11 protein-coding genes are annotated in these 12,947 nt (G+C 66.4%); all 11 read left to right on the forward strand.

The features are described 5' to 3' along the window. The first annotated feature begins 76 nt into the window (after nt 1-76). The 11 genes from RAM80_RS23445 to RAM80_RS23495 all read left to right on the forward strand — a co-directional run bounded on the left by RAM80_RS23445 (nt 77) and on the right by RAM80_RS23495 (nt 12,937). The gene (locus RAM80_RS23445) at nt 77-1,699 is read left to right on the forward strand and encodes a methyl-accepting chemotaxis protein (RefSeq protein ID WP_416422797.1); all 1,623 of its coding nucleotides are present in this window, start codon (nt 77-79) and stop codon (nt 1,697-1,699) included. Further along, on the forward strand, nt 1,699-2,232 hold the full coding sequence (locus tag RAM80_RS23450) for a chemotaxis protein CheW (protein WP_416422798.1): 534 nt from the start codon (nt 1,699-1,701) through the stop codon (nt 2,230-2,232). The genes RAM80_RS23445 and RAM80_RS23450 overlap by 1 nt, the downstream gene beginning before the upstream one ends. Beyond that, the gene (locus RAM80_RS23455) at nt 2,232-3,497 is read left to right on the forward strand and encodes a CheR family methyltransferase (protein ID WP_416422799.1); all 1,266 of its coding nucleotides are present in this window, start codon (nt 2,232-2,234) and stop codon (nt 3,495-3,497) included. The genes RAM80_RS23450 and RAM80_RS23455 overlap by 1 nt, the downstream gene beginning before the upstream one ends. Next, nucleotides 3,494-4,177: a chemotaxis protein CheW gene (locus RAM80_RS23460; protein WP_416422800.1), complete on the forward strand. Its 684-nt coding sequence runs from the start codon at nt 3,494-3,496 to the stop codon at nt 4,175-4,177. Before RAM80_RS23455 ends, RAM80_RS23460 begins: the two co-directional genes overlap by 4 nt. Beyond that, the gene (locus RAM80_RS23465) at nt 4,174-6,450 is read left to right on the forward strand and encodes a hybrid sensor histidine kinase/response regulator (RefSeq protein WP_416422801.1); all 2,277 of its coding nucleotides are present in this window, start codon (nt 4,174-4,176) and stop codon (nt 6,448-6,450) included. The genes RAM80_RS23460 and RAM80_RS23465 overlap by 4 nt, the downstream gene beginning before the upstream one ends. Beyond that, a complete protein-coding gene (locus tag RAM80_RS23470; protein WP_416422802.1) occupies nt 6,447-7,457 on the forward strand; it encodes a chemotaxis response regulator protein-glutamate methylesterase in 1,011 nt (336 codons plus the stop codon). The genes RAM80_RS23465 and RAM80_RS23470 overlap by 4 nt, the downstream gene beginning before the upstream one ends. Nucleotides 7,458-7,508: 51 nt before the next feature. Next, nucleotides 7,509-8,516 carry a diguanylate cyclase domain-containing protein gene (locus RAM80_RS23475; RefSeq protein ID WP_416422803.1) on the forward strand — a complete coding sequence of 336 codons (1,008 nt, stop codon included), beginning with the start codon at nt 7,509-7,511 and terminating at the stop codon, nt 8,514-8,516. A 201-nt stretch (nt 8,517-8,717) separates the two neighbouring features. Continuing rightward, a protein-coding gene (gene prfB, locus RAM80_RS23480) for a peptide chain release factor 2 (protein WP_416422804.1) occupies nt 8,718-9,813 on the forward strand; the annotation gives its coding sequence in 2 pieces (ribosomal slippage) (nt 8,718-8,789 and nt 8,791-9,813; 1,095 coding nt in all). An 83-nt stretch (nt 9,814-9,896) separates the two neighbouring features. Further along, complete coding sequence (gene lysS / locus RAM80_RS23485) at nt 9,897-11,399, forward strand: lysine--tRNA ligase (protein ID WP_416422805.1); 1,503 nt, start codon at nt 9,897-9,899, stop codon at nt 11,397-11,399. Between the two features lie 234 nt (nt 11,400-11,633). Next, nucleotides 11,634-12,338, forward strand: a complete 705-nt coding sequence (locus RAM80_RS23490; RefSeq protein WP_416422806.1) for a TetR/AcrR family transcriptional regulator — start codon at nt 11,634-11,636, stop codon at nt 12,336-12,338. A 47-nt stretch (nt 12,339-12,385) separates the two neighbouring features. After that, the gene (locus RAM80_RS23495; RefSeq protein ID WP_416422807.1) at nt 12,386-12,937 is read left to right on the forward strand and encodes a hypothetical protein; all 552 of its coding nucleotides are present in this window, start codon (nt 12,386-12,388) and stop codon (nt 12,935-12,937) included. The last annotated feature ends 10 nt before the right edge of the window (nt 12,938-12,947 follow it).

Here is a 12,947-nt window from a genome sequence, read left to right on the forward strand (position 1 = left end):
GACACAGTCAGCAGGGTTATCTGTGGGCTATACTCGGCCAATTTGCCGGTAGACGTAGCACTTTCGAGGGATGACTGTGAAGAACTGGACATTGCGCCAACGGATCCTGGCGAGCTTCGCCGTGATTATCGCCATTATGCTGTTGATGGTGGTGGCCTCCTATACGCGCCTCAAGGCCATCGACGACGCACAGGAAAACGTGCGCGCCGACAGCGTCCCCGGCGTCTACTACAGCTCGATGATCCGCAGCGCCTGGGTCGAGAGCTTCGTCTACACCCAGCAACTGGTGGGCTTGAGCTACCAGCGTGAGTTCGTCACGGCCGACGAGGACCAGTACAAGGCCTTCGCCGACCGCTTGAGCGAGCAGATGGGCAACTACCAGAAAACCGTGTTCGACCCCGAGGACAAGGCCAGTTTCGACGAGTTCTCGAAGACGCGCGTCGCCTATGACCAGGCCCTGGCCAAGGTGCTGGACGCCTACCACCAGAAGCACTTCTCCCTGGCCCAGGACCTGCTCAACGACCAGGTGACGCCGGCCTGGGCCGCCGGCCGCAAGCAACTGAACAATCTCATCGAGCGCAACCGCGACTCTGCCGAGCACGCCTCCCAGGCCAGCTCCCAGGCGGTCAGCGACGCCAAGCTGACCATGGGCATCGCCCTGGTGCTGGCCATCATCGCCGCCGGCATCTGCGGCCTGTTGCTGCTGCGCGCCATCATGCAGCCGATGCAGAAGATCGTCGCCATCCTGGAAACCATGCGCACCGGTGACCTCAGCTCGCGCCTGAACCTGTCGCGCCGCGACGAGTTCGGCATGGTCGAGACCGGCTTCAACGACATGATGACCGAGCTCACCGCCCTGGTGTCCCAGGCCCAGCGCTCGTCGGTGCAGGTGACCACCTCGGTGACCGAGATCGCCGCCACCTCCAAGCAGCAGCAGGCCACCGCCACCGAAACCGCTGCCACCACCACCGAGATCGGCGCCACCTCGCGGGAAATCGCCGCCACCTCCCGCGACCTGGTGCGCACCATGACCGAGGTCACCTCGGCCGCCGACGCTGCGTCTATGCTCGCCGGCTCCGGCCAGCAGGGCCTGTCGCGCATGGAAGACACCATGCACCAGGTGATGGGCGCCGCCGACCTGGTGAACGCCAAGCTGGCGATCCTCAACGAGAAGGCCAGCAACATCAACCAGGTGGTGGTGACCATCGTCAAGGTCGCCGACCAGACCAACCTGCTGTCGCTCAACGCTGCCATCGAGGCGGAAAAAGCAGGCGAATACGGCCGCGGTTTCGCCGTGGTGGCCACCGAAGTGCGACGCCTGGCCGACCAGACCGCCGTCGCCACCTATGACATCGAGCAGATGGTGCGCGAGATCCAGTCCGCCGTGTCCGCCGGGGTCATGGGCATGGACAAGTTCTCCGAAGAAGTGCGCCGCGGCATGTTCGAGGTGCAGCAGGTGGGTGACCAGTTGTCGCAGATCATCCAGCAGGTGCAGGCCCTGGCGCCGCGCGTGCTGATGGTCAACGAGGGCATGCAGGCCCAGGCCACCGGCGCCGAGCAGATCAACCACGCCCTGTCGCAGCTCAGCGACGCCAGCAGCCAGACCGTGGAATCGCTGCGCCAGGCCAGCTTCGCCATCGACGAGCTCAGCCAGGTGGCCACCGGCCTGCGTGGCGGCGTGTCGCGTTTCAAAGTCTGATGAGCGAGGCGCTGCGCCCGTCCAGGGCGGCCATCACCTGCCAGGGCAAGCTGTTCCTGATTTTCCAGGTGGGCGCCGAGCGCTTCGCCCTGGCCGCCACCGACATCGGCGAAGTGCTGCCCTGCGTGCCGCTCAAGGCGGTGGCCCAGGCGCCGGCCTGGGTGGCGGGCATCTTCGCCCACCGCGGCCGCGTGGTGCCGGTGATCGACGTCGGCCAGCTGATGTTCGGCAAGCCGGCGCCGCAGCGCACCAGCACCCGCCTGGTGCTGGTGCATTACCGCGCCGACCCCGCGCGCCCCGACCTGCGCCTGGGGCTGATCCTGGAACACGCCACCAACACCCTGCGCTGCGACCCGCGGGATTTTCGCCCGTACGAGGTGTCCAACGCCAACACGCCCTACCTGGGCCCGGTGCGTGAGGACGAACAAGGCCTGCTGCAGTGGGTAGGCGTGCAAGACCTGCTCGATGACCAGGTGCGCCAGCTGCTGTTTGCACCGCAGTTGGCCGCCAGCCTCAAGGATGGGGATGACTGATGGGCGACGATCCACGTTTCTTCAAGTACCTGCGTGACCGCATCGGCCTGGACGTGGCGTCGGTGGGCCCGGCGCTGATCGAGCGCGCCGTGCAGCAACGCCGTACGGCCAGCGGCTGCACCAGCGCCGACGCCTATTGGCAGTTGCTGCAGGGCAGCGGCACCGAGCAGCAGGCCTTGATTGAAGCGGTGATCGTCCCGGAGACCTGGTTCCTGCGCTACCCCGAGTCGTTCGCGGCCCTGGCGCGCCTGGTGCAGGCGCGGCTGCTGGCGCTCAAGGGCACCCGCCCGGTGCGCCTGCTCAGCCTGCCTTGCTCGACGGGTGAAGAACCCTATTCCATTGCCATGGCGCTGTTTGACGCCGGCGTGCTGGCCAGCCAGTTCCGCGTCGACGGCGTCGACATCAGCCCGCTGTCGGTGGCCAAGGCCCAGCGTGGCCTGTACGGGCGCAACTCGTTCCGCGGCGCCGAGCTGGGCTTTCGCGAGCGCTATTTCGAGGTGGAAGACGACGGTTATCGCCTCGGCGAGCGGGTACGCCAGCAGGTGCGCCTGCAGCCGGGCAATGTGCTCGACCCGGCGCTGCTCAAGGGCGAGCCGCCCTACGATTTCGTGTTCTGCCGCAACCTGCTGATCTATTTCGACGTGGAAACCCAGCAGCGCGTGTTCGAGGTGCTCAAGGGCCTGACTGACAAGGACGGCGCCCTGTTCATCGGCCCTGCCGAGGGCAGCCTGCTGGCGCGCCTGGGCATGCGCCCCATTGGCATCGCGCAGTCGTTCGCCTTCGTGCGCGACGAGAACCCCGCGCCAGAGCCGCAACCGATGACGCCGTGGGTGGCGCCGCCGCCGCGTGCGCTGCCGGCCGCCATGCCGCCACGGCCACGCGCCGCGCCCATTGCGCCGCCGCTGCCTCAAGTGGCCGCGCCGGCGGCCGAAAAACAGGTACAGGTGACGCTCGAACAGATCGCCAGCCTGGCCAACGAAGGCAAGAGCCAGGCGGCCATGCAGGCGTGCGAGCTGTACCTCAAGCATCAGGGGCCGCATGCGCAGGCGTACTACTGGCTCGGTTTGCTCAACGACGTCGGTGGCGATGCGCGCAAGGCCCAGGATTTTTACCGCAAGGCGCTGTACCTGCAACCGCAGCACCCCGAAGCGCTGGCCCACCTGGCCATGCTGCTGGCCGCCCAGGGCGACAGCGTCGGGGCCAGGCGCTTGCAGGAACGCGCCGCGCGCAGTGACCGAACCGCTGACAGTGAGCGTAAACGATGATTGGCCTGGCTTCGCTGAACGTCATCCAGGGGGATGGCGAAGCGATTGACGATTGCTGGAACCGGATCGGGATTCACGGTGACAAGTCGTGCCCGTTGCTGGCCGACCATATCCATTGCCGTAACTGCCAGGTCTACGCGGGCGCCGCCGTGCGCCTGCTGGACCGCTATTCCCTGGCCCGCGAGAGCGTGCGTGGCGAGACCCTGGAGGAGCTGGGCCAGGTGGCCTCGCGCTCGCTGGTGGTGTTCCGCCTGGCTGAGGAATGGCTGGCCCTGGCCACCCGCTGCCTGGTGGAGATCGCCCCGGTGCAGCCGGTGCATTCGCTGCCGCACCAGCGCTCGCGGGCGCTGCAGGGCGTGGCCAACGTGCGCGGGGCGCTGGTGGCGTGCCTGTCCCTGGCCGAACTGCTGGGGGTGGACGTCAGTGTCAGCCCCCAGGCGTCGGCGCGGGTGATGCCGCGCATGCTGATCCTGGCCGCCGCCGGTGGCTCGGTGGTGGTGCCGGTGGATGAAGTCGACGGCATCCACCGCATCGACCTGGCGGACCTGGACAACGCCTCGCCCGCCGCCGGCCAGGCCGGCAAGCGCTTCACCGAGTCGGTGTTGCCGTTCAAGGGCCGTAGTGTGCGGGTGCTGGACGAAACCCAACTGCTGGACGCCGTTGCCCGGAGCCTGACATGACCCCGGACCAGATGCGCGACGCCTCGCTGCTTGAACTCTTCGCCCTGGAAGCCGAAGCCCAGACCCAGGTGCTGAGCACCGGCCTGCTGGAACTGGAACGCAACCCCACCCAGGCCGACCAGCTGGAAGCCTGCATGCGCGCCGCGCACTCGCTCAAGGGTGCTGCGCGCATCGTCGGCGTCGATGCCGGCGTCAGCGTCGCCCACGTGATGGAAGACTGCCTGGTGAGCGCCCAGGAAGGCCGGCTGCTGCTCACCCCCGAACACATTGACGCGCTGCTGCACGGCACCGACCTGCTGATGCGCATCGCCACCCCCGACACGGCGCCCACCACCGAAGACATCGCTGCCTATTCGGTGCGCATGACCGTGTTGCTGGACCCTTCGGCGGTGCCCCCGCCGCCACGGCCCGCCGCTCCGGCGCCGGAGCCGCTGGTGGCCGCGCCGCCGCCCGAGCCGGAAGCGGCCGCCGAAGCCCCCGCCAGCCCCGAGCCGCGCAAGGCCAAGGGCGCGCCGGTGGAAGGCGGCGAGCGCGTGCTGCGGGTCACGGCCGAACGCCTCAACAGCCTGCTGGACCTGTCCAGCAAATCGCTGGTGGAAACCCAGCGGCTCAAGCCGTACTTGGCCACCATGCAGCGCCTCAAGCGCATGCAGGGCCAGAGCCAGCGTGCCCTGGATGGCCTGAAGGAGCACCTGCAGGCCACCCACCAATCCGAGGAAGTGCTCGAAGCCCTGGCCCTGGTGCAAGGCCTGTTGGGCGAGACCCAGCAGATGCTGGTGCACCAGACCGCCGAGCTGGACGAGTTCGGCTGGCAGGCCAGCCAGCGCGCGCAGCTGCTCTACGACACTGCCCTGGCGTGCCGCATGCGGCCGTTCGCCGACGTGCTGGGCGGGCAGGGGCGCATGGTCCGTGACCTGGGCCGCGAGCTGGGCAAGCAGGTGCGCCTGGAGATCGAAGGCGAGAAGACCCAGGTCGACCGCGACGTGCTGGAAAAGCTCGAGGCGCCGCTGACGCACCTGCTGCGCAACGCCGTCGACCATGGCATCGAATCGCCCGAGCAGCGCCTGCTGGCGGGCAAGCCGGCCGAGGGCCGGGTGCTGCTGCGCGCCTCGCACCAGGCCGGGTTGCTGGTACTGGAACTGATTGATGACGGCGGTGGCGTCGACCTTGAGCGCCTGCGCCGCAGCATCGTCGAGCGCCAGCTGTCGCCGGCCGAGACCGCCGCCCAGCTCAGTGAGGAAGAACTGCTGAGCTTCCTGTTCCTGCCCGGCTTCAGCCTGCGCGACAAGGTCACTGAAGTGTCCGGCCGCGGCGTCGGCCTGGACGCGGTGCAGCACATGATGCGCCAGCTGCGCGGCTCGGTGGAGCTGACCCAGGTGCGCGGCCAGGGCAGCTGTTTCCATATCGAAGTGCCACTGACCCTGTCGGTGGTGCGCAGCCTGGTGGTGGAAGTGGGCGAGGAGGCCTACGCCTTCCCGCTGGCGCACATTGAACACACCCTGGACCTGCCGGCCGAGGACATCGTCCAGCTCGAAGGCCGCCAGCACTTCTGGTACGAAGGCCGCCACGTCGGCCTGGTGGCCGCCAGCCAGTTGCTGCAGCGCCCGGCCGGGCAAAGCAGCGAGGACTCGCTGCGGGTGGTGGTGATCCGCGAGCGCGACGCTATCTATGGCGTGGCGGTGGAGCGCTTCATCGGCGAGCGCACCCTGGTGGTGCTGCCGCTGGATGCGCGGCTGGGCAAGGTCCAGGACATTTCCGCCGGGGCCCTGCTGGACGACGGCTCGGTGGTGCTGATCATTGACGTCGAGGACATGCTGCGCTCGGTGGAAAAACTGCTGACCACCGGCCGCCTGGAACGCATCGACCGGCGCAACCGCCCGGGCGTGGAACAGGCGCGCAAGCGCGTGCTGGTGGTGGACGACTCGCTGACCGTGCGCGAACTGCAGCGCAAACTGCTCAGCCACCGTGGCTACGACGTGGCGGTGGCGGTGGACGGCATGGACGGCTGGAACGCCCTGCGTGGCGAGGACTTCGACCTGCTGATTACCGACATCGACATGCCGCGCATGGACGGCATCGAGCTGGTCACCCTGGTGCGCCGCGACACGCGCCTGCAGTCGCTGCCGGTGATGGTGGTTTCCTACAAGGACCGTGAAGAAGACCGGCGGCGTGGCCTGGACGCCGGGGCCGACTACTATCTGGCTAAAGCCAGTTTCCACGACGATGCCCTGCTGGACGCCGTGGTCGAGCTGATCGGGGGTGCCCAGGGATGAAGATCGCCATCGTCAACGACATGCCCATGGCCGTCGAGGCCCTGCGCCGGGCGGTGGCGTTCGAGCCGGCGCACCAGATCATCTGGGTGGCGGGCAACGGCGCCGAGGCGGTGGCCAAGTGCGCCGAACAGCTGCCCGACCTGATCCTGATGGACCTGATCATGCCGGTCATGGACGGCGTCGAGGCCACCCGCCAGATCATGGCCGCCACCCCTTGCGCCATCGTCATCGTCACCGTCGACCGCCAGCAGAACGTCCACCGGGTGTTCGAGGCCATGGGCCATGGCGCCCTGGACGTGGTCGACACCCCGGCAGTGGGTGCTGGCAACCCGCGCGAGGCGGCGGCGCCGCTGCTGCGCAAGATCCTCAACATCGGCTGGCTGATCGGCCAGCGCGGCACCTCGGTCAAGGCCGTACCCACGCCCCTTCGCACGGGGGTGCAACGGCAGACGCTGATCGCCATCGGCTCCTCCGCCGGCGGCCCGGCTGCCCTGGAAGTATTGCTCAAGGGCTTGCCGAAAACCTTTTCGGCGGCCATTGTGCTGGTGCAGCACGTGGACCAGGTGTTCGCCGCCGGCATGGCCGACTGGCTGTCCGGGGCGAGCGGCCTCAACGTGCGCCTTGCCCGCGAAGGCGAACCGCCGCAACCTGGCGTAGTATTGCTGGCGGGTACCAATCATCACCTCCGTCTGCTCAGCGACGGAACACTGGCCTACACGGAGGAGCCGGTGAACGAGATCTACCGGCCGTCCATCGACGTATTCTTTGAAAGCGTGGCGCGTTTCTGGCGTGGCGACGCGGTCGGCGTGCTGTTGACCGGCATGGGCCGCGACGGCGCCCAGGGCCTGAAGCTGTTGCGCCAGCAGAACTTCCTGACCATCGCCCAGGACCAGGCAAGCAGTGCGGTGTATGGCATGCCCAAGGCGGCAGCGGCCATTGATGCAGCGGTGGAAATCCGCCCCCTGGAGCGGATTGCTCCCAGACTGATGGAAATTATCCAGCCATGACCCCGAGTATTAAGCCCTGCCAGCGTACAGGCAGCGATCAGGTGACAACGCATGATTGATTTGCAGATCGAAGAGTTCAAGGCCACCGACGAGAACAAGGCCATGGTGCTGCTCGTCGACGACCAGGCCATGATCGGCGAAGCAGTGCGGCGGGGGCTGGCCAACGAAGCCAACATCGACTTCCATTTCTGCGCCGACCCCCACCACGCCATCGAGCAGGCCGTGCGCCTCAAGCCCACGGTGATCCTCCAGGACCTGGTGATGCCCGGCCTCGACGGCCTGACCCTGGTGCGCGACTACCGCAACCACCCGGCCACCAAGGACATCCCGATCATCGTGCTGTCCACCAAGGAAGACCCGCTGGTGAAAAGCGCGGCCTTTGCCGCCGGCGCCAACGACTACCTGGTGAAGCTGCCGGACAACATCGAGCTGGTGGCGCGCATTCGCTACCACTCACGCTCCTACCAGACGCTATTGCAGCGCGACGAGGCCTACCGCGCCCTGCGCGTCAGCCAGCAACAGCTGCTGGACACCAACCTGGTGCTGCAACGGCTGATGAACTCCGACGGCCTCACCGGCCTGTCCAACCGTCGTCACTTCGACGAATACCTGGAGCTGGAATGGCGCCGCGCCCTGCGCGACCAGACCCAGCTGTCGCTGCTGATGATCGACGTCGACTACTTCAAGTCGTTCAACGACAGCTTCGGCCACCTGGACGGCGACGAAGCCCTGCGCCGCGTGGCCGACGCCATCCGCGACAGCTGCAGCCGCTCCACCGACCTGCCGGCGCGCTACGGCGGCGAGGAATTCGCCTTGGTGTTGCCCAACACCTCGCCCGGCGGCGCCCGCCTGGTGGCGGAAAAGCTGCGGCAGACCATCGCCGCGCTGAAAATCCCGCACATCGCCCCCAGCGAAGGCTCGCACCTGACCGTCAGCATCGGCCTGTCCACCCAGATCCCCCAGGGCGGCTCCCACTGCCGGCAGCTGATCTCGGCCGCCGACAAGGGCCTGTACCAGGCCAAGCACAACGGCCGCAACCAGGTAGGCATCAGCGACTGACACCGTGTTGCCTGCATCGCGACCAAGGTCGGCTCCTACGCGGTCGGTGTAGGAGCCGACCTTGGTCGCGATGCAGACGACGCGGTGGGTTGCTTTGGAAACAAGGCAATCTTTATCAAACCCGCCCGGCGGGCTGCCTCGGGGCTGCGAGTGCGTTATACTCTCCGGCTTTTGACACAATACGTACGAGTGCTGCCCGCCATGGAAATCAACCCGATCCTGAACACCATCAAGGACCTGTCCGAGCGCTCCGAAACCATTCGGGGGTATCTTTGACTACGATCAAAAGCATGAGCGTCTGACCGAGGTCAACCGCGAGCTTGAAGATCCGGCAGTCTGGAACAACCCTGAATACGCCCAGAACCTGGGCCGCGAGCGCGCGCTGCTGGCGCAGATCGTCGACACCCTGGATGAAATGAACGCGGGCCTGGCCGATGCCAAGGACCTGCTGTTGATGGCTGCCGAGGAAGAAGACGAAGGCGCTGTCGCCGACGTGACCGAGGAAGTCGACCGCCTGCGCGAGTCGCTGGAGAAGCTGGAATTCCGCCGCATGTTCAGCGGCGAGATGGATGCCAACAACGCCTACCTGGACATCCAGGCCGGTTCCGGCGGTACCGAAGCCCAGGACTGGGCCAACATCCTGCTGCGCATGTACCTGCGCTGGGCCGACAAGCGCGGCTTCGACACCACCATCATGGAGCTGTCGGCTGGTGAAGTGGCCGGTATCAAGGGCGCCACCCTGCATATCAAGGGCGAGTACGCCTTTGGCTGGCTGCGCACCGAGATCGGCGTGCACCGCCTGGTGCGCAAGAGCCCGTTCGACTCCGGCAACCGCCGCCACACCTCGTTCTCGGCCGTGTTCGTGTCGCCGGAAATCGATGACAACATCGAGATCGAGATCAACCCGGCGGACCTGCGCATCGACACCTACCGCTCCTCGGGCGCCGGTGGCCAGCACGTTAACACCACGGACTCCGCGGTGCGTATCACCCACGTGCCGACCAACACCGTGGTCAGCTGCCAGAACGAACGTTCCCAGCACGCGAACAAGGACACCGCCATGAAAATGCTGCGGGCCCGTCTTTACGAGCAGGAAGTGCAGAAGCGCAACGCCGCGTCCCAGGCCATGGAAGACAGCAAGTCGGACATCGGCTGGGGGCACCAGATTCGCTCCTACGTGCTGGATGCCTCGCGCATCAAGGACCTGCGCACCAGCATCGAGCGCAGCGACTGCGACAAGGTACTGGACGGCGACATCGACGAATACCTGGTGGCCAGCCTCAAGCAAGGCCTGTAAGGCGCGCGCCCTTCGGGGCGTGACCGCCCGCGATCCCCGCCGCAAGGCGGGGGCAACAACCCCGTGATGGAATTTTTCAAGACATGAGCGACCAACAACTCGACCCGCAAGCCCTGCAACAGGAAGAAAACTCCCTGATCGCCCTGCGCAAGGAAAAGCTTGCTGCCGAGCGTGCCAAGGGCCAGGCCTTCCCCAACGACTTCCGCCGTGACAGCTACGCAGCCGACCTGCAGAAGCAGTACGTCGACAAGACCAAGGAAGAACTGGAAGCCCTGGCCATCCCGGTCAAGGTTGCCGGTCGCATCATGCTCAACCGTGGCTCGTTCATGGTGATCCAGGACATGACCGGTCGCATCCAGGTCTACGTCAACCGCAAGACCCTGTCCGAAGACACCCTGGCCGCGGTGAAAACCTGGGACATGGGCGACATCATCGCCGCCGAAGGCACCCTGGCCCGTTCGGGCAAGGGCGACCTGTACGTGGAAATGACCCACGTGCGCCTGCTGACCAAGTCCCTGCGCCCGCTGCCGGACAAGCACCACGGCCTGTCGGACACCGAGCAGCGCTACCGCCAGCGCTACGTTGACCTGATCGTCAACGAAGACGTGCGCCAGACCTTCCGCGTGCGTTCGCAAGTCATCGCCCACATCCGCAGCTTCCTGATGCAGCGTGACTTCCTGGAAGTGGAAACGCCGATGCTGCAGACCATTCCTGGCGGCGCCGCGGCCAAGCCGTTCGAAACCCACCACAACGCCCTGGACATGGCCATGTTCCTGCGCATCGCGCCGGAGCTGTACCTCAAGCGCCTGGTGGTGGGTGGTTTCGAGAAGGTCTTCGAGATCAACCGCAACTTCCGCAACGAAGGCGTCTCGACCCGGCACAACCCCGAGTTCACCATGCTCGAGTTCTACCAGGCCCATGCTGACTATGAAGACAACATGGACCTGACCGAAGAGCTGTTCCGCGAGCTGGCGCAGCTGGTGCTGGGCACCACCGACGTGCCGTACGGCGACAAGGTGTTCCACTTCGGCGAGCCGTTCGTGCGCCTGTCGGTGTTCGACTCGATCCTCAAGTACAACCCGGACCTGACCGCCGACGACCTCAACGACATCGACAAGGCCCGCGCGATCGCCAAGAAAGCCGGCGCCAAGGTGCTGGGCTTCGAAGGCCTGGGCAAGCTGCAGGTGATGATTTTCGAAGAGCTGGTCGAGCACAAGCTGGAGCAGCCGCACTTCATTACCCAGTACCCGTTCGAAGTGTCGCCGCTGGCCCGTCGCAACGACGACAACCCCAACGTCACCGACCGCTTCGAGCTGTTCATCGGCGGCCGTGAAATCGCCAACGCCTACTCCGAGTTGAACGACGCGGAAGACCAGGCCGAGCGCTTCATGGCCCAGGTGGCCGACAAGGACGCCGGCGACGACGAAGCCATGCACTACGACGCCGACTTCGTGCGCGCGCTGGAGTACGGCATGCCGCCAACGGCCGGTGAAGGCATCGGCATCGACCGCCTGGTGATGCTGCTGACCAACTCGCCGTCGATCCGCGACGTGATCCTGTTCCCGCACATGCGTCCGCAGGCCTGACAGCAAATGAAGAAGCCGCCCCTCGGGGCGGCTTTTTTGTGCACGTTGCACAGACAACGCAATACAATGATTACGTGGTGAACTCTGTAGCCGCTGCCGCCAGGCTGCGCTGGCCGGTGTGGTCGCTGAACATTCCCAGCGAGGCACAGGGCCAGCGCAGCCTGCGGCAGCGGCTACAGTGCACGCCACCACATCGGCGAAACACTACAGAGGACAGTAGAAGTGACTCCTGCAATGGCTCAACAAGGTGCTGCCGGTGTAGCGACAGCAGTGGCGGAAAGTGTGCAGTATCAGGGTCGCAAGGCCAGCCGCCAGGGAAGTGAGCAGCGTCGTCAGGAGATTCTCGACGCGGCCATGCGCATTGTCGTACGCGACGGCGTACGCGGGGTTCGGCACCGGGCGGTGGCGGCGGAAGCCGGCGTGCCGCTGTCGGCCACCACTTACTATTTCAAGGACATCGAAGACCTGCTCACCGACACCTTCGCCCAATACGTGGAGCGCAGCGCCGCGTACATGGCCAAGCTGTGGGCCAGCACCGAGGAACTGCTGCGCAACATCATGGCGCGCAACGATGGCAGCCCGGCGTCCCGCGCCCAGCTGGCCGACGAAATCGCGCGCATGACTGCCGAGTACGTGCACCGCCAGCTGCTCACCCGCCGCGACTACCTGATGGCCGAGCAGGCTTTCCGCCAGGAAGCGCTGCTCAGCCCACGGCTGGCAAAACTGGTTACCTCGCACCAGCAGATCCTGCTGCAGGGCACCTGCCAGCTGCTGCAGGTGCTGGGCTCGCGCGAGCCGCACCAGGATGCCAAGGTGTTGACGGCCATCATCGGCCGCATGGAATATCAGGGCCTGCTCGACAGCCAGGCACCCATGGCCGATGACGAGATGCTGGCGATCCTCACCCGCTACATGCACCTGGTCCTGGCTTCGGCCTGACCCCAGGCGCAGGAATGCGCCTGTCCCCACCGCCCAAGGAGTGCTTGATGAAAGCCTGGCGCCTGTTGCTCATCGCCCTGTGGTCGCTGTTGCTCAGCGGCTGCCTGGTCAGCTTCAAGGACCCGCTGCCGCCCAGCCAGGCCGCGCCAGCCGGGCTGGTGGGGCACTGGGTGAGCCGGACCGCGTGGGGCCAGCACCTGGCCCTGGCCATCAAGCGCCAGGACGCCAACCATTACCTTGCCATCAGCACCCCCGCCGGGCAGCCGCGCGATGAGGTAGGCTTCACCGTGGCCGGCCATGGCAGCCGCTGGTACGCCTCGGCGCGAATGCCGGCCGATTATGGCGGTCAGTATGCCCTGGTAGGCTTCGAGCTGGCCGACGACGGCGCGCTGGTGGTCTATAACCTCGATGTCGAGCGCATCCAGCAGGCCATTGCCCAGCACGCGCTGAGCGGCGCCGGGCTGGACACCCCGCAAGGCGAGGGCGTGCGGGTGGACAGCGGGCTGGACCAGGTCTTCGCTTACCTGGACGACCCGGCCAACTCCGACGTGTTCGTCGAAATAGCCCGCTATACCCGGGCCAAGTCAAAACCGCAGTAATAGCAAGGAG

It is taken from the genome of Pseudomonas sp. App30 (assembly GCF_047947025.1).
Lineage (GTDB): Bacteria > Pseudomonadota > Gammaproteobacteria > Pseudomonadales > Pseudomonadaceae > Aquipseudomonas.

Coding starts and splice junctions, on each gene's coding strand:
- RAM80_RS23450 (WP_416422798.1), top strand. CDS start 1,699: ATGAGCGAGGCGCTGCGCCCGTCCAGGGCGGCCATCACCTGCCAGGGC.
- RAM80_RS23465 (WP_416422801.1), top strand. CDS start 4,174: ATGACCCCGGACCAGATGCGCGACGCCTCGCTGCTTGAACTCTTCGCC.
- RAM80_RS23470 (WP_416422802.1), top strand. CDS start 6,447: ATGAAGATCGCCATCGTCAACGACATGCCCATGGCCGTCGAGGCCCTG.
- lysS (WP_416422805.1), top strand. CDS start 9,897: ATGAGCGACCAACAACTCGACCCGCAAGCCCTGCAACAGGAAGAAAAC.
- RAM80_RS23490 (WP_416422806.1), top strand. CDS start 11,634: ATGGCTCAACAAGGTGCTGCCGGTGTAGCGACAGCAGTGGCGGAAAGT.
- RAM80_RS23460 (WP_416422800.1), top strand. CDS start 3,494: ATGATTGGCCTGGCTTCGCTGAACGTCATCCAGGGGGATGGCGAAGCG.
- RAM80_RS23455 (WP_416422799.1), top strand. CDS start 2,232: ATGGGCGACGATCCACGTTTCTTCAAGTACCTGCGTGACCGCATCGGC.
- RAM80_RS23475 (WP_416422803.1), top strand. CDS start 7,509: ATGATTGATTTGCAGATCGAAGAGTTCAAGGCCACCGACGAGAACAAG.
- RAM80_RS23495 (WP_416422807.1), top strand. CDS start 12,386: ATGAAAGCCTGGCGCCTGTTGCTCATCGCCCTGTGGTCGCTGTTGCTC.